This is a genomic window from Frankia nepalensis (assembly GCF_016786325.1).
GTDB lineage: Bacteria > Actinomycetota > Actinomycetes > Frankiales > Frankiaceae > Pseudofrankia > Pseudofrankia nepalensis.
In genome coordinates this window covers 1-15891 of sequence record NZ_JADWYU010000186.1, presented here as the reverse complement: position 1 = coordinate 15891, position 15891 = coordinate 1, and the positions used below count along the sequence as shown (strand labels likewise).

At 72.2% G+C, this 15891-nt stretch carries 12 protein-coding genes; 7 read left to right on the top strand and 5 right to left on the bottom strand.

Annotated features, from left to right (window positions below):
* Positions 1-97: 97 nt before the first annotated feature.
* Positions 98-2248, top strand: coding sequence for a WD40 repeat domain-containing serine/threonine protein kinase (locus I6A81_RS28085; RefSeq protein WP_203003179.1), 2151 nt, complete (start codon positions 98-100; stop codon positions 2246-2248).
* A 69-nt stretch (positions 2249-2317) separates the two neighbouring features.
* On the opposite strand, the gene I6A81_RS28080 is transcribed toward I6A81_RS28085, so the two are convergent.
* From I6A81_RS28080 to I6A81_RS28065, 4 genes are all read right to left on the bottom strand, one after another.
* Positions 2318-3556, bottom strand: coding sequence for a CaiB/BaiF CoA transferase family protein (locus I6A81_RS28080; RefSeq protein WP_203003180.1), 1239 nt, complete (start codon positions 3554-3556; stop codon positions 2318-2320).
* Between the two features lie 114 nt (positions 3557-3670).
* Positions 3671-4159 (bottom strand): FAS1-like dehydratase domain-containing protein, encoded by a 489-nt coding sequence (locus tag I6A81_RS28075; protein WP_203003181.1) that lies wholly within the window; start codon positions 4157-4159, stop codon positions 3671-3673.
* Positions 4160-4218: 59 nt separating this feature from the next.
* Positions 4219-4629: a Zn-ribbon domain-containing OB-fold protein gene (locus I6A81_RS28070; protein ID WP_203003182.1), complete on the bottom strand. Its 411-nt coding sequence runs from the start codon at positions 4627-4629 to the stop codon at positions 4219-4221.
* On the bottom strand, positions 4626-5096 hold the full coding sequence (locus I6A81_RS28065; protein WP_203003183.1) for a MaoC family dehydratase: 471 nt from the start codon (positions 5094-5096) through the stop codon (positions 4626-4628). The genes I6A81_RS28070 and I6A81_RS28065 overlap by 4 nt, the downstream gene beginning before the upstream one ends.
* 286 nt (positions 5097-5382) lie before the next feature.
* Between I6A81_RS28065 and I6A81_RS28060 the strand changes: the two genes are divergently transcribed.
* From I6A81_RS28060 to I6A81_RS45800, 4 genes are all read left to right on the top strand, one after another.
* Positions 5383-6528: a thiolase C-terminal domain-containing protein gene (locus tag I6A81_RS28060; protein WP_203003184.1), complete on the top strand. Its 1146-nt coding sequence runs from the start codon at positions 5383-5385 to the stop codon at positions 6526-6528.
* Between the two features lie 75 nt (positions 6529-6603).
* Positions 6604-7455 (top strand): ABC transporter ATP-binding protein, encoded by an 852-nt coding sequence (locus tag I6A81_RS28055; RefSeq protein WP_203003185.1) that lies wholly within the window; start codon positions 6604-6606, stop codon positions 7453-7455.
* A gap of 207 nt (positions 7456-7662) precedes the next feature.
* The gene (locus I6A81_RS28050) at positions 7663-10617 is read left to right on the top strand and encodes an ABC transporter permease subunit (protein WP_203003186.1); all 2955 of its coding nucleotides are present in this window, start codon (positions 7663-7665) and stop codon (positions 10615-10617) included.
* A gap of 403 nt (positions 10618-11020) precedes the next feature.
* The gene (locus I6A81_RS45800) at positions 11021-11746 is read left to right on the top strand and encodes a GntR family transcriptional regulator (protein WP_203003192.1); all 726 of its coding nucleotides are present in this window, start codon (positions 11021-11023) and stop codon (positions 11744-11746) included.
* A 140-nt stretch (positions 11747-11886) separates the two neighbouring features.
* Here the strand turns inward: I6A81_RS45800 and I6A81_RS28040 are convergent, their stop codons facing one another.
* The gene (locus tag I6A81_RS28040; RefSeq protein WP_203003187.1) at positions 11887-13521 is read right to left on the bottom strand and encodes an AMP-binding protein; all 1635 of its coding nucleotides are present in this window, start codon (positions 13519-13521) and stop codon (positions 11887-11889) included.
* A 319-nt stretch (positions 13522-13840) separates the two neighbouring features.
* Here I6A81_RS28040 and I6A81_RS28035 point away from each other — a divergent pair, with 319 nt between their 5' ends.
* Positions 13841-14941 carry a Rieske 2Fe-2S domain-containing protein gene (locus I6A81_RS28035; protein ID WP_203010360.1) on the top strand — a complete coding sequence of 367 codons (1101 nt, stop codon included), beginning with the start codon at positions 13841-13843 and terminating at the stop codon, positions 14939-14941.
* Positions 14934-15785 carry an acetoacetate decarboxylase family protein gene (locus tag I6A81_RS28030; RefSeq protein WP_238429113.1) on the top strand — a complete coding sequence of 284 codons (852 nt, stop codon included), beginning with the start codon at positions 14934-14936 and terminating at the stop codon, positions 15783-15785. Before I6A81_RS28035 ends, I6A81_RS28030 begins: the two co-directional genes overlap by 8 nt.
* Positions 15786-15891 lie beyond the last annotated feature (106 nt).

Genomic DNA, 15891 nt, shown 5'->3' with positions numbered 1-15891 from the left:
CGACGGCGGCTGGCGGCGTTGGGCGGCTGGCGGCATTGACAGGCGTCACCGGAAGGTGTAACAGCCTGATTGCTAACCGTTACGGGGGTGGGGGCGCGTGGATCCGCTGCGGGATGGCGATCCGCGACAAGTGGGCGAGTACCGGCTGCTCGGCCGGCTGGGCGAAGGCGGGATGGGCCGGGTTTTCCTGGGCGTCTCGCCGAGCGGCCGCAAGGTCGCGGTCAAGGTCATGAAGTCCGAGTTCGCCAATGACCTGGACTTTCGGCGGCGGTTTACCCGGGAGGTCGCCGCCGCCCGCCTGGTCGGCGGATTCCACACCGCGCCGGTCGTCGACGCCGCCCCGGACGCCGACCCGCCATGGATGGTTACCGCCTTCATCCCGGGCCCGTCGCTGCTGGACGCCGTCAAGGATGGCGGGCTGTTCGACGAGAGCGCGGTACGGGCGCTCGGCGCCGGGCTGGCCGAGGGACTGGCCGCGATCCACAGATGCGGGCTCATCCACCGAGACCTCAAGCCGGGCAACATCATCATGGCGGAGGACGGGCCGCGCATCATCGACTTCGGGATCGCGCACGTCGCCACCGCGAGCACGCTGACGGTGGCTGGCGCCGTCTTCGGTAGCTACGCCTACATGTCGCCAGAACAGATCAACGGCGATCCGGTCACCGCCAAGGCCGATGTCTTCGCCCTCGGCGCCCTGCTCACCTTTGCCGGTACCGGTAACGGCCCCTTTGACCATCCGCAGCTGTCGACGCTGATGTTCCGCATCCTTACCCGCGAACCAGACCTGGGGACGCTTGGCAGCTCGCTGCGGGCCACGATCCGCGCGTGCCTGGACAAGAGCCCCGACAACCGGCCCACGGTCGCCGAACTGCTGGCCTTCTTCACCGGGGAGACGGAGACACTCCGGCCGACCTCCCGGCCGGAACGGGCCGACTCGACGGCTGAGAGCACGGTCATCGACCCGCGCGCGCGGCCGACGACCCACCGCCCGCGACACCTCGTCGACCTGTCCGACCCGCGTCACGACTCCCCGCCGCCGGACACCCCGCGGCCGGACACACCGCATCGCGACTCCCCGCGGCCGGACACTCCGTATTCCGACACTCCGCGGCCGGACACACCGCATCGCGACTCCCCGCGGCCGGACACTCCGTATTCCGACACCCCGCGGCCGGACACCCCACGGCCCGGCGAGCCACGGCGCCCGCCGCGGCCCGAGTCCCGGACCCGCGGCCGCCACCTCGACGGGAACTCCCGGATGCCCCGGCCCCGGGAGACGCCCGTCGACAGCCAGCCCGACCGGCTGACCGGCCACGCCGGCCCGGTGCGCGCGCTGATGTTCTCCCTGGACGGCAGCCGCCTCGTGTCGGCCGGGGACGACCAGACGGTGCGGGTCTGGGACGCGGTCCGAGGCCGCCAGCTCGCCCGCCTGACCGGCCACGCCGGCGCGGTGCGCGCGGTCGTCTGCTCCCCGGACGCCACTCAGGTCATCTCCCACGGGACCGACCAGACGGCGCGGCGGTGGGAGGCGGTCACGGGACGCGTGGCCGGTCAGTACTTCATGTCCGGTGACGCGGTGTTCTCTCCCGATGGCCGGTTCGCCGCCCGGTCGTTCCCCGGCGGCGTCGCGATCCAGGACGCGGCCGGCGGGCGCCTGCTCAGGCGCCTGGACAGTCCCTACCAGCTGGACACGCTGGCGTTCTCCCGCGACGGCGCCCGCCTGGCCGCGCTGAGCGATCAGGGAGTGCACGTGTGGCACGGCGGAGGCTGGCTGTGGGCGGCCTCGTACCAGCCGCGGCCGCGGCCCGCCGGCGACGCGCAGGGCCAGCTCGAGCCCGGGGCCGCGCCGCTGCTGGCCCTCTCCTTCGACGGCGCCCTGGTCGTGACCGCCCTGCCGGGCGGGGCGGTGGAGCTCTACGAGGTGATCGTCCCGCGCGGCCGCCGCCACCCCGGCCAGCTCCGCCGGACCTACCAGACCAATGGCCTGACGGTGAAGAGCGCGGTGGCGCTGTCGCCGGACGGCGCCCGGGTCGCCTTCGGCACCCCCGCCGGGACCGTCGAGCTGTGGGACACCGACGGCGGGCGCCAGCTCGTCGGCCTGCGCGAGCTGCGCGCCGCCGACGGCGCGAACAGCGTCCACGCGGGCGCGGTCACCGCGGTGGCGTTCGCGCCGTCGGGCACCCGCATCGCCTCGGCTGGCGTGGATGGCATGGTCCGCCTGTGGTGGCCCCCGCCCGCCTCGTGACCCGTCCGTCCGGCCGCCCGTCCGCGCGTCCGTCCGGGCAGCGGAACGGGCTCGGCGCGGCCGGCGCGCTCAGATGACGCCGTCGGCGCGCAGCGCGGCGATCTCGTCGGGGGAGCGGCCGAGCTCTCTCAGGATCGCCTCGTTGTGCTGGCCGACCGCGGGAATCTCACCCATCGGGAAGGCCCAGTCCTTGTTCACCGGCGGCGGGAGGACCGCGCGCACGGGGCCGGCGGGGGAGGCGACCTCGCGCCAGCGGTCGCGGGCGGCCAGGTGCGGGTGGTCGATGACGTCCGGGACGGTGTTGAGCCGGGCGTTGCCGATCCCGGCCTTGTCCAGCTGTTCCCGGGCGTCGGCGAGGGTGACGGTGCGCGCCCACGCGGCGATCTCGACGTCGAGCGGCGCACGCTCGCGGACCCGGTCGTCGTTCTCGGTGAACCGCTTGTCGTCGGCGAGGTCGGGCCGGCCCAGGACCTCCCGCGCGAGCCGCTGCCACTCGCCGTTGTTCGTCGTGCCGACCACGAGCACCTGGTCGTCGGCCGTCCGGTAGTTGCCGTAGGGCGCGACCGCCGGCGAGCTCACGCCGTTCGGCTCCTGCACCAGGCCGCTGCCCATCGTGTAGTTCAGCGCGTAGCCCATCCACTCGACCGCGGCGTCGAACAGGCCGACCTGGATGGCCGCGCCCCTGCCGGTGGCGTTGCGTGCGTACAGCGCGGCGAGCACGGAGGTGAGCGTGTACATGCCGCCGCCGATGTCGGCCAGCGGGATGCCCGCCTTGGCCGGGTGGCCCTCGTGGCCGGTGATCGCGCACGACCCGGACTCGGACTGGACCAGCAGGTCGTAGGCCCGCTTGTGCGAGAGCGGGCCGCCCTCGCCGTAGCCGGAGATGTCGACGGCGACGACCCGCGGGTACCTGGCGTGCAGCTGCTCGGCCGCGAGCCCCCGGCGGGCGGCGGCCCCCGGGGCGAGGTTCTGCACCACGACGTCGGCGCGGGCGACCAGCTCCTCGAGCGCCGCGGCGCCGCGCGGGTCACGCAGGTTGACCGCGAACGACTCCTTGCCCCGGTTGAGCCAGGCGAAGTGCGCCCCGATCTCGCCGTGCCACGCGCCGTCGTAGGAGCGGGCCATGTCGCCGCCGCGCGGGTTCTCCACCTTGACGACGCGGGCGCCCAGGTCGGCCAGGTGCCGGGTCGCGATCGGCGCGGCGACGGCCTGCTCGAGGCCGACGACGAGCAGCCCGGCGAGCGGCAGCGGTCCGGGGGCGGCGGGGGACTCGGGCGTCGTCTCGGCGGAGGTCGTCACGAACGACATCATTCCGTGATCACCGGCGACGCGCCTCGCGTCCGGACGCCCTGCCCGCCAAATGCGACAACCATTACCTCCTGGGTCGGCATCACCTCCTGGGCCGGCCGCCGGCCGGCTCGGTCAGGCGCGGTGCAGCAGGGTCATGACCTCGGTGACGAGGAGCTCGCCCGCGTCGTCGCGGGTGTCGGTCCGGATCCTGACGAAGGTCATCGTCTGGCCGCGGCTGTTGGTGGTGACCCGGACGTCCTCGACCTCGCCGGTGAGGTGCACGGTGGAACCGGTGAGCACCGGGCGGTGGTAGGTGAACTCCTGCTCGGCGTGCAGGATCAGGCCGCCGTCCGTGCGCAGCGCCGCGATCACGTCCGTGACCTCGAGCGCCCCCTCGGGACGGGCGGGCTGCAGGTCGGGGAAGGCACCGAGCAGCCGCGCGGCGAAGGTGAAGGTGGGCGGAGCGGGGATCGCGTCGAAGCCGGCCGCGCGGGCGGCGTCGGCCCGCTGGTAGACGGGCGACGTGTCGGTGACGGCCTCGGCGAAGGCGGCGACGGCGCCGCGCTCGACGACGACGGCCGCCGGCGGCAGGGCGGTGCCGACCAGATCGGTGGCGCTCACGGTGATGGTCTCCGGGAAGCGTTCGGGAGGGGTGGGGGCGGCGGGGTCCGGCCGGGCCGTCAGGCGGGGCGGAAGACGGGGACGGTCAGGTCGGCCTCGTCGTCGGTCTGGAAGTCGACCTTGACGGGCATGCCGATGGCCAGCTCCGCCTCGGTGACTCCGACGATGTTGGTCTCCAGCCGCGGGCCCTCGTCGAGGTCGACGATCGCCGCGATGTAGGGGACCCGGCCCTTGAACGGCGGCAGGTCGTTCGCCCGGACCTCGGACCAGGTGTAGAGGGTGCCGGTGCCGGCGGCCCGCTCCCAGGTGACGTTCTCGCTCCAGCAGGCCGGGCAGAACGGGCGCGGGTAGAGGTGCGCCTTGCGGCAGTCGCCGCAGCGGCGGATCAGCAGCTCGCCGCGGCGGGCCGCGTCCCACCAGGGCGCGGTCTCCGCCTCGATCGTCGGCAGGTCGAACCGGGGGCCGCTCATGACGCCGGCCCTCCCGCGTTCCCTCGCGCGCGAACGGGCGTCGCGACCGCGGAACCGGCGACCACGGCCTTGCCGTCCGTGTTCACCACCTGGCAGTCGAGCTGGACGGTGCCGGTCGCCTCGTCCTTGCCCGTGACCGTGATGTCGGTGCTCAGCGCGTCGCCGGGCCAGGCCTGGGTCGTGAAGCGCACCTTGTAGCCGCGCAGGTTCCCGACGCCGACGAGGTCGGTCAGCGCGGTCGCGAGCAGCCCGGCGGAGAACATGCCGTGCCCGAACACGCTCTTCATGCCGGCGGCGCGCGCCCGCTCGTCGTCGTGGTGCAGCGGGTTGAAGTCGCGGGACGCGCCCGCGTAGCGGACCAGGTCCGTGCGCGTCAGCGTGAGCGTCCGTACTGGCGCCTTCCCGCCGACCTCGAGGTCCTCGAAGAAGACAGGGCCCTTGTCTGGTGCCGTCGTGCCTTCGGCCATGCGCTCTCCCGACGGGTGCTCTGCGGGGACGGGTGCTCCGCGGGGATGGCGCCTGGTGGAGGCGCCTGGAACCGTGATCGCATAGTATATACAAACTGTCGGTCGGGATGACCGTTTCGTCCACCCGCGCGGCGCCTCCCGGGACCGGTCGGGCCGCGTGACGCGTCGTGGTTGTTGTGTCGCCGGTCGTGCCGCCGTTGCTGGCGGGATGGTGGCCGGGGGTGGAACAGGGCCGGGCGAACCGGTCAGATATGCGGTACCAGTCTTTGCTGGGCGAGGAGGACGTATGTCGGGGCAGGTAGCCGTCGTCGGCGCGGCGCTGTCGGACTGCGGGCGGGTGGACGGGGCGACACCGTTCGCCCTGCACTACCAGGCGGCGGCGCGCGCGCTCGCCGACGCGGGGCTGAGCCACGCCGACGTCGACGGGTTCGGCTCCACCGGGCTCGGGGTGCTCCAGCCGGTGGAACTCGCCGAGTACCTCGGGCTGCGGCCGACCTGGGTCGACTCGACCGCGGTCGGCGGGTCGACCTGGGAGGTCATGCTCGAGCACGCCGTCGACGCGATCAGGGCGGGCACCGCGCACACCGTCCTGCTGGTCTACGGCTCGACGGCCCGCGCGGACCTCAAGAAGCGGCTGCGAACCGCGAACCTGTCGCTGTCGACCCGCGGCCCGAGCCAGTTCGAGGCGCCGTGGGGGCACACGCTGATCGCGAAGTACGCGATGACGGCACGCCGGCACATGCACGAGTTCGGGACCACGATCGAGCAGCTCGCGAACATCGCGGTCGACACCCGCCACAACGCGAGCCTCAACCCGGACGCCATGTACCGGGACCCGCTCACCGTCGACGACGTGCTGTCCGCGCCGATGGTGGCCACCCCGTTCACCAAGCTGCACTGCTGCATCCGCAGCGACGGCGGGGGCGCGGTCGTGCTGACCTCCGCCGAGCGCGCCGCCGACCTGCCACGCCCCGCGGTGCGGGTGCTCGGCACCGGCACCGCGAGCAACGTGACCACGATGTCGGAATGGACGGACTTCACGGTCTCGCCGGCCGCGGTGTCCGGCAAGCTGGCCTTCGAGCGGGCCGGGCTCAGCCCGGCGGACGTCGACGTCTGCCAGTTCTACGACTCGTTCACCTCGACGGTCCTGCTCACCTTCGAGGCGCTTGGCTTCTGCGGCCGGGGCGAGGGCGGCGCGTACCTGGAGGGCGGCACGATGCGGGTCGGCGGGCGGATGCCCACCAACACCGACGGGGGTGGCCTGTCGGCCTGCCACCCGGGGATGCGCGGGATCTTCCTGCTCGTGGAGGCCGTGCGGCAGCTGCGCGGCGAGGCGGCCGGCCGGCAGGTGCCGAACGCGCGGGTGGCCTGCGTGAACGGCACGGGCGGCTGGTTCTCGTCGACGTCGACCGTTCTGCTCGGCCTGGACTGAACGTGACCCTTGTTACATCGTCGCCAGATTGCATATAGTATCCACGATCACTGTTCGGCTGAACTTGGAGGCCCCATGCCGCCTGGCGCTAGCGACTCGACGCCGGCCGCGACGACGGCCACGGCACTGGCGGCCCCGTCCGGCGCGGCGACCACCGCCGGGGGCGCCCCGGAACCGTTGCTGCGCCTGTATGGCATCAGCAAGCGGTTCGGCGGCGTCCAGGCGCTGACGAACGTCTCGCTGGAGGTCGCGCCGGGCCGGGTACAGGGGCTCATCGGCCCGAACGGCGCCGGCAAGACGACGCTGTTCGACATCGTCTCCGGCATCACCCCGCCGACGGTGGGCGGCGTCCAGTTCGCCGGCCGCGAGGTCAGCGGGCTGTCGTCCACCGCGCGCGCCAGGCTCGGCATGCGCCGCACCTTCCAGCGGGCCCAGGTCTTCAGCTGGCTGTCCGTGGAGGACAACGTGCTGGCCGCGCTCGAGTGGCACGGCGGCGGAGGCGGCGTGCTCGCGGACCTGGTCGCCTGGCCGGGCCGGCGCGCGCTGGAGCGGTCCCGCCGGGAGAAGGCCGACGAGGTGCTGGCCTGGTGCGGCCTGGCCGACTGCCGCCGCGCCGCCGCCGGCTCGCTGCCGCTCGGCCAGCAGCGGCTCGTCGAGCTCGCCAGAGCGATCGTCGACGAGCCGCGGCTGCTGCTGCTCGACGAGCCGACCTCGGGGCTCGACCATGCCGAGTCCGAGCGGTTCGGCGACCTGATCCAGTCGCTGCGCGGCAAGGGGACCGCGATCCTGCTCGTCGAGCACGACGCCGGGTTCGTCATGCGGATGTGCGACCGGATCACCGTGCTCAACCTCGGCGCGGTGCTGGCCGAGGGCACCCCGGCCCAGATCCAGGCCGACGAAGCCGTACGTAACGCCTACCTCGGCTAGCCGCCAGGCGGGGAGCGGCGCGGTGGCCCACGCGGCACTGGGCCTGTTCTCCGCCCCGGACGACGGCCGATAACCGTAAATATCAGGAAACGCCGTCGCCGGGCAGCGACCGGATGACGGCGGCGCCACCCCCGATCGGCGGTTGCCCGCCCGCCCGGACGGGGCACCCGGACGCCGCGTCCCCGCGGACGTCATAAGGAGGAGTACGTGACCGAGTTCTTCAACCTGGTCGTCGCGGGGCTGGTCACCGGCGCTTTGTACGCGATCCTCGCGTCTGGGCTGACGCTGAGCTACCAGACATCCGGCGTCTTCAACTTCGGGCAGGGCGGCGTCGCCTTCTCGACCGCCTACCTGTTCTTCCAGCTGAACTCCGGCCAGAAGCTGCCGATCTGGCTCAGTGCGGTCATCTGCATCGGCATCTTCGCGCCGTTGCTCGGCTGGTTACTGCACAAGGTGCTGTTCAACCCGCTACGGGAGGCGTCGATCGCCGCCCGGATGGTGGCTTCGCTCGGCCTGCTGATCGCGCTGCCCTCGCTGGGGCTGTGGATCGTCGCGCTGCTCAAGGACAAGGCGAACCTGGCCGGCTGTACCCCGCAGGAGCCCGACGCCCGCTGCGTGCCCGCGATCGAGGACGTCTTCCGGATTCCCGGCCTCGGCCCGAGCCCGAAGGAGAGCTACACCTTCGGCGACGGGCTGATCATCGACAGCGACCAGCTCGCGATGCTCGGCGCGGCGGTCTTCGCGGCGGTGCTGTTGTGGTACCTGGTGCGCCACACCCGCATCGGCCTCGAGATGCGCGCGTCGGTGAGCCGGCCGAACCTCGCCGCGCTGCGCAGCGTCGACCCGGACCGCGCCTCCGCGGTCTCCTGGATCACCTCGTGCGGCCTCGCGGGCCTGGTCGGCGTCCTGCTCGCCCCGATGTTCGGCCTGAACTCGTTCAGCTACAACACGCTGCTGTTCATCTCGATCCCGGCGGTCGTGCTCGGCCGGATGGCCTCGATCCCGATCGCGATGCTCGGCGGCCTGCTGCTCGGCGTCGCGCAGAACCTGGTCGACGGCTACGTCTCGGACTACCTCGACATCACCGGCTTCCGCACCGCGGTGCCGTTCATCATCCTGTTCGTCCTGCTGATCTTCTTCGGCGCCGAGCGCGGACGCAGCGCCGGTACCACGCTGGAGGAGAAGCCACCGGCGTACGACCTCAGCACCGACCCGTGGCGGCGGCGCGCGGTGTGGGCGGTGCTCACCGTGGCCCTGCTCGGCTTCACCGCCTGGGGCGCCGACGACTACTGGGCGGGCCTGCTCGCCCAGGGCCTGGCCACCTCGATCGTGTTGCTGTCGTTCACCGTCGTCACCGGCATCGGCGGCATGGTGAGCCTCGCGCAGGCGGCGTTCGTGCTCTCCGGCGCGTTCACCGCGGGCATCATGCTCTCGCACGACGTGCCGTTCCTGCCGGCGCTGCTGGCGGGCACGGTGGTCGCCGCCCTCATCGGCCTGATCGTCGCGCTGCCGACGCGTCGCCTCGGTGGCCTGCCGCTGGCGCTGTCCACGCTGGCGCTCGCCTACGTCGGCCAGAACCTGCTCTTCCAGATCCGGAGCATCTCCAACGGTTCCAGTGGCTGGGCGGTGACCCCGCCGAAGCTGGGGCCGATCGACACCACCAACCCGCGCTGGCGGGTGCTGTTCATGCTGGTGCTGGTGTGCCTGGTGGTCTGGCTGGTGCACGCGCTGCGCGTCTCCAGCACGGGCCGGGCGATGCTGGCCGTCCGCTCCACCGAGGTCGGCGCCCGGACCAGCGGCATCGCCGCCGACCGGATGAAGCTGCTGGTGTTCGTGATCTCGGCGGGCATCGCCGGCTTCGGCGGCGTACTGCTGGCCTCGAGTCGCGGCCGGGTCACCAACACCGACTTCGACGTGCTGCTCGGCCTGGTGTGGCTGGCCACCACGGTCACCCTCAGCATCCGTCGGCCGGCGGGCGCGGTGCTCGCGGGCCTGATGATGGTCGTCGCGCCGGAGGCGCTCGAGTCCGGCCTCGTCATGCGGATCATCTTCAGCCTCGGCGCGGCCGTCGCGCTGCTCAGCCTGGTCACGCTGATGGTCAAGGGCGGCCTCACCGTCCGCAAGCTGACGGGCGGGGGCATCGCGGTCGCGCTGCTGGTGGTCGCGGCAGTCGGCCTCGACCACGTCCCGGCGTCCACCTACTTCATGCAGATGCTGTTCGGCCTCGGCGCGATCGGCCTGGCGCGTGACCCGGAGGGCGGCCTCGCCGCCGGCGCCCGGATCCGCCAGGAGCGCGCCGCGCGCAAGGCCGCGCAGCAGGCGGCCGCCGAGGCGGCCGCGGCCTCGGTCGCCACGGCCACCCCGGTCGCGGCCCCGGTGGCCGACGGCGCCGCGGCGCCGGTGCTGCGGCTGTCCGGGCTCAAGGCCGGCTACGGCGAGATCGAGGTCCTGCACGGGATCGACCTCACCGTCAGCCCCGGCGAGGCGGTCGCCCTGCTGGGCAGCAACGGCGCCGGCAAGACGACCCTGTGCTCGGTCGTCGGTGGCCTGGTGCCGGCGCGCGGCGGGACGATCTGGCTCGCCGGCCAGGACGTCACCGGAGTCCCGGCGCGCCGGCGGGAGCGCGACAGCGCCTACCTCGCCCCCGAGGGCCGCGGCATCTTCCCCGACCTGACCGTCGAGGAGAACCTCCAGCTGTGGCTGCGGGACGCGGCCGAGCGCGAGGGCGCCTACGACGCCTTCCCCGTGCTCAAGGAGCGGCGCAACCAGGCGGCTGGCACGATGTCGGGCGGTGAGCAGCAGATGCTCACGCTGGCGCCCGCGCTGGTCCGCCCGCCGAAGCTGCTGGTGGCCGACGAGCCGTCGCTCGGTCTCGCCCCGCTCATCATCGAGCAGATCTTCGAGGCGCTGCGCAGCCTGCAGAGCCAGGGCACGGCGCTGCTCATCGCCGAGGAGAAGACCCGCGACGCGCTCGCGATCGCCGACCGGGTCGCCTTCCTCACCGTCGGGCACATCACCTGGACGGGTCCGGCGGCCGAGGTCGACGCCGAGCGCCTGGCCACCGCCTACCTGGGCCTCGCGCCGGAGGCGGGCGAGCGCGAGCGGCCGCTCGACGCCGTCGCCACCTCCGCCGGGTCCGGCCGTCTGGACACGGAGGACTGACGCCGGCTCGGCCGGGCCTCGCGTGAGGGGGCGCCTTGGGAGGATCTTCCGCCGTTTCGACATCCAAGTAGCCGACGACGCTCGGGAGATATCGGCCAGGTTGGTGGTGCCGCCAGCCACCGAGGCGCGTGGTGCCGGCGAGAGGCGCTCTCTTTGCCCGCTCGCCGGCACCGCCTCCCGGTGGAACGACGCGCCGCGGGCGCCCGGAACGTGACGGACGCAATGCGTGGCCCGCGCGCGCGTCGCGCGGATGTCGCGCCGCAAGGTCGTATACTTCCTACAGTTCGTAGCCGGTCCGCCGCGCGTTTGCGCGGGCCGTGCGCGCAGGTCTTATGAGCCGGTCTCGTGAGTTGGTATGGGCCGACCCATGAGTGAGCTACCCAGATGAGCAAGGAGCACGGCCATACCTCCCAACCGCCGGACGGCGACCGCCGCCAGCCCGCTTTCGCACCATGCGGCGGGCAAACGGTCCGTTGTCGACCGCAGGAGCAGCGGAAGCCAGGTCGCGGACCATATCCGAAGCCTGATTTTTGCCGGCACCCTGCGCCAGGGTGACCACGTCCGCCAGGATGAGATCGCCGAGGAACTGGGCGTCAGCCGCATTCCGGTGCGTGAGGCGATGATCGCCCTGGAGAGCGAGGGCTGGATCTCGATCGAGCCCCACCGGGGCGCGTTCGTGCACGGCCTCGACCTGAACTCGGTGCGCGACCACTACGCGCTGCTCGGCCAGCTCTATGGGCTGGCCGCCGAGCGTGCCACCGAGCGGGGCGAGAAGGAGGGCGTCGAGGCGCTGTCCGTCGCCGAGCGCGCGCTGCGCGCGGCGCAGGACCCCGACGACGTCCTGCACGCCAACGAGACCTATCTTCGCCAGATTTTCGCGATGGCGGCCTCGCCGCGGCTGTCCTCGTTCGGCCGGCTGATGACGGGCGTCATTCCCGGGAACTTCTTCGAGCTGGTTCCCGGCACCATCGAGCCGCAGAAGCGCGGTATCGCGGCGGTCAACCGCGCGATCCGGGAGGGCGACGGCCAGCGCGCGTCCGCGGAGTTCGTGAAGATGCTGCGCGGCCACGGCGAGCTCGTCGTCGACCTGCTGCGGTCCCGCAACATTATCTGGGCCGCGGAGGAATGAACCCTTTCCGTCTGCCCCGCTGATCCGCGCCGGCCCGGCCGGTCGGGCCCGGGACGGAAAGGCTCAGAAGTGGTCCACCCACGAGAAAAGCCCTGACGGCGGGCCGTCAGGGCTTTTCTCATCATCTGCCGCCAGGTGGCTCAGCGCTTCTCGTAGGTGATGCCGGCGGCCTCGGCGTCCCAGGTGGCCGGCGTGACGCCCTCGGCGCGCAGGTCCCGCTTGAGCACCCGGCCGACCGGGCTGCGCGGCAGCTCGTCGCGGAACTCGATGTAGCGCGGGATCGCGAAGTACGGCAGCGCGTCGACGCACCAGCGGAAGAGCTGCTCCTCGGTGAGCGTCGAGCCCGAGACACGGGTCGCGGTCACCTTCACGTCGTCCTCGGTGAGCTTGCTGAAGACGGCGTGCACGGCCACGTCGGCGAGCTCGCCGTGGCCCATCAGGACGCGCTCGACCTCGAAGCTGGAGATGTTCTCGCCGCGCCGGCGCAGGTAGTCGGCCTTGCGGTCGACGAAGAACAGGAAGTCCTCGGCGTCGATTCGGCCGATGTCGCCGGTGTGGTACCACCAGTTCCGGCTGGTCTCGACGGTCGCCTCCGGCCGGCCCCAGTAGCCCTCGAACATGACGTGCGCGAGCTTGGGCCGCACCACGATCTCGCCGTCGGTGCCGCGCGGCAGCTCGTTGTCGTCGTCGTCGAACACGCGGACGTCGAAATAGTCCGCGTTGATCTTTCCCGCGGCCCTTGGCTTGTTGCGCACGCCGGGCGGCAGGGTGGAGATCAGGCTCGCCTCGGTGACGCCGTAGGCGCCGGAGAACGTCTCGATGCCGAACCGGGAGCGCAGGATGTCGTCGACCTCGGGCGGCAGCGGGGCCGCGCCCATCATCCGCAGCGACGTGTTCGCCTCGGGCGCCCCGGAGCGCGGCATCTCCGGGCGGTCGACATCGTGCGCGAGCAGGTAGGCCATCGTGCCGAGCGTGGACGTCAGCGTCGCGCCCGCGCGGTTCATCTCCGGCCAGAAGTTCGACACCGAGAACTTCCGGTAGATCGCCGAGCGCCCGCCGAAGACCAGCGCGCCGATCACGGCGGTGGTCAGCGCGTTGAAGTGGAACAGCGGCAGCGGCGTCCACAGCACGTCGTCGGCGGTGCGTCCCCAGGTCACGCCGATCTGGGTGGCCAGCGCCTCGTGGTAGTTGTGGCTGAGCATGCAGCCCTTGGACGGGCCGGTCGTGCCGCCGGTGTAGATGAAGGTCGCCAGATCCGCGGGGCGCCGGTCGACCGGCGCCGCCAGTGGGCTCGCCGCCGCCAGGTCGCCCCAGCGGTGGGCGGCGACGCCCGGGAACTCGAGCCGGTCGGGGCCGGTCACGACGACGTGGCGCAGCGTCTCGAGGTCGGCGCTGACCGCCCGCGCCCGGTCGGCCAGGTCCGCGGCGACGACCAGGACGCTCGCGCCCGAGTCACGCAGCTGATGGCGCAGGTACTCGCCCTTGTAGGCGGTGTTGATCGGCACCGCGATCCCGCCGGCCCACTGGGTGGCCCACCAGACGAGCATCGCCTCCGGCGAGTTCTCGATCAGGCTCGCGACCCGGTCGCCCGGGCGGACGCCGAGCTCGCGCACGAGCGCGGCGCCGAGTGCCGCGGCCGTCCGGGCGACCTCGGCGGCGCTGAACTTGGCGCCGTTCACGTCCAGGTACTCGGAGTCCGGGTCCTTCTCGGTGCGCGCCAGCAGCAGCGCTGTGGTCGTGTGCCGGGGAGCGCTGCCCCACACGCCGTCGGTCACGTGGCTCTCCCGCTTCTCGTGGTCGTGCTGTGGTGTTGGTCGTGTCCTGGTACCGGGTGTCCGGGCGAACGCCCTTGTGAACCGGCCTGCGACGTTGTTGAATGTTGGTTCAGTGATCCTCTCGCCGATGGCGGCGGAGGGTGATTGTATATCTTATCCGACTCTGCCTTCTGTCCGAGCTACCGCCGAGGCTCTGGCCTGGCGAGGACCTACAGACGACATGCGGGGGGACCGAGGGCGGCCGCGTCCGGCGCGGAGTCCTCGGCCCTGGCGAGGATCCCCACGGCCCGCCCGAGGGCCACACCCCTGGAGGCAGGAGATGACGATCTCCGACGAGGCCGCGACGCGGGAGCCCGCGCGGGTCCGCGACGACGGGCCGGCGGCGAGGACGGCCTACCCGGTGGGGGAGGTGCCCGTGCTGAGCGGGCGGGTGGACCGGTTCGTCGGCCTGCCGATGCCCAAGCGGCCCGACACGGCCACGGACCTGTCCCTGCGCACCCGGGTCCGCCGCCAGCGCGGGCGGCGGTTCCCCTTCCCGATCCCGAACGGCTGGTTCATCGTGGCCACCGCCGACGAGATCGCGCCCCGAGAGACCCGCAACCTCTACTACTTCGGCAAGGACCTCGTGCTGTTCCGGGCCGCGGACGGCACCCCCCATCTGCTGGACGCCTACTGCCCGCACCTGGGCGCCCACCTGGGCGTCGGCGGCCGGGTGGTCGACGGCACGCTGCAGTGCCCGTTCCACGGCTGGCGCTTCGACGGCGCCAGCGGGAGCTGCGTCGAGGTGCCCTACGACGACGTCGACTACATCCCGAAGACGGCGACCGCCCGCGTCTACCCGACGATCGAGCGCAACCACATGATCTGGGCCTGGCACCACCTGGAGGGCTCCGAGCCGTTCTACGACGTGCCCGACGTGCCCGAGTTCCACGACGACGACTGGTCACCCATCGTCGTCCGGGAGTTCGAGATCGCCACCTGCTGCCAGGAGATGGCCGAGAACAACGTCGACACCCCGCACTTCAGGTTCGTGCACGGCACGCCCGCGGTGCCCGAGGAGGAGTTCCACACCGACGGCCACTACAAGCGCACCGTCGGCATGGACGGCAACTTCGTCCGGGAGGGCTACGGCCTGGGCCTCGGCGTGCTGCGGGTGAAGGACTACACCACGTTCCTGTCGTCGACGACCCCGATCGACGAGGAGAACGTGCACTGCCGCTGGATCTTCACCTCGCCCCGCCGCGCCGGCGAGGGGGTCGCCGAGGCGGCGGCGGACAGCTTCGTCGCCGGCGTCAGCCAGGACTTCCCGATCTGGGAGAACAAGATCTTCAAGGACCCGCCCGTGCTGCGTCCCTCCGAGAAGGGCATCACGGAGCATCGCCGCTGGTGCGCCCAGTTCTACTCCTACCCCGATGCCTGAGCGGCTCTCGTCCGCTTTCAGCCTCCACCACCCCGAGAACCCGGCCTCTCCACACCCCGACGTCCGCGAAGGAGTCCCCATGGGCAACCGGTGGGTACGTGAGATCAAGAAGTTAGCCGACGGCGAGCGGCAGGACCTGGGAGCCGGGCTTCCGCCGATTCCGTCGCTGGAGGTGGTCTACCTGACGGACCCGGAGGCGCTCGCCGCCGTCCTCCCGCCGCCGCTGACCCCGCCGGCCGAGCCCCGGGTGCACGTCCGGATCACCGACATCGACCTGACGTTCGGGGAGTACCGCCACAAGGAACTGGTCGGGTTCCTGGCCGTCGACGCGGTCTACGACGGGTTCACCGGGGAGTACCCGCTGCTGATCCCGATTGACCTGGAAAGCGCTATCTCGGTCAGCCGGGAGCGCAACGGCGAGCCGAAGAAGCTCGCCGACATCGAGCTCATCCGCGCCGGCGACCACGTCGAGGGGCGGATCACCCGCAACGGCGTGACCTTCGTGGAGATCGTCGGCGATGTCGCCGGTCCGCTGCCGGTGGGGGAGCCCTACCCGGCCGCGCAGTGGTGGTACAAGTTCATGCCCGCCGTGTCCGGGTCCGGTTTCGACGGTGACCCGCTGCTGGTGCGTTACGACCAGGTCCGTACCCCGGTGACGGCCGAGAGCGTCGAGGGCAAGCTCGTGCTGCGCGACGAGCCGACGGCGCCGATCGTCGATCTTCCCGTGCGGGAGACCGCCTCGATCGCGTGGACGACGCGGTCGTCGAAGGGTAAGGCGAGTGTCGTCGGACCGGTCGATCCGGTCGCTTTCGAGCCGTTCGCGTACAGCCGCTACGACCACTGACGGCGGGGAGCGCACAGGCCATGAGCGACAAATACCTGTTGATCTCGACTGACACGCATGCCGGGTTGCCGCCGGAGCAGTACCGCGACTATCTGGACCCGAAGTA

Excerpts from the sequence above, each read along its gene's own strand:
- I6A81_RS28070 (WP_203003182.1), bottom strand. The coding sequence starts at position 4,629 with ATGAGCGGCCCCCGGTTCGACCTGCCGACGATCGAGGCGGAGACCGCG.
- I6A81_RS28060 (WP_203003184.1), top strand. The coding sequence starts at position 5,383 with ATGTCGGGGCAGGTAGCCGTCGTCGGCGCGGCGCTGTCGGACTGCGGG.
- I6A81_RS28065 (WP_203003183.1), bottom strand. The coding sequence starts at position 5,096 with ATGGCCGAAGGCACGACGGCACCAGACAAGGGCCCTGTCTTCTTCGAG.
- I6A81_RS28030 (WP_238429113.1), top strand. The coding sequence starts at position 14,934 with ATGCCTGAGCGGCTCTCGTCCGCTTTCAGCCTCCACCACCCCGAGAAC.
- I6A81_RS28080 (WP_203003180.1), bottom strand. The coding sequence starts at position 3,556 with ATGTCGTTCGTGACGACCTCCGCCGAGACGACGCCCGAGTCCCCCGCC.
- I6A81_RS28055 (WP_203003185.1), top strand. The coding sequence starts at position 6,604 with ATGCCGCCTGGCGCTAGCGACTCGACGCCGGCCGCGACGACGGCCACG.
- I6A81_RS28035 (WP_203010360.1), top strand. The coding sequence starts at position 13,841 with ATGACGATCTCCGACGAGGCCGCGACGCGGGAGCCCGCGCGGGTCCGC.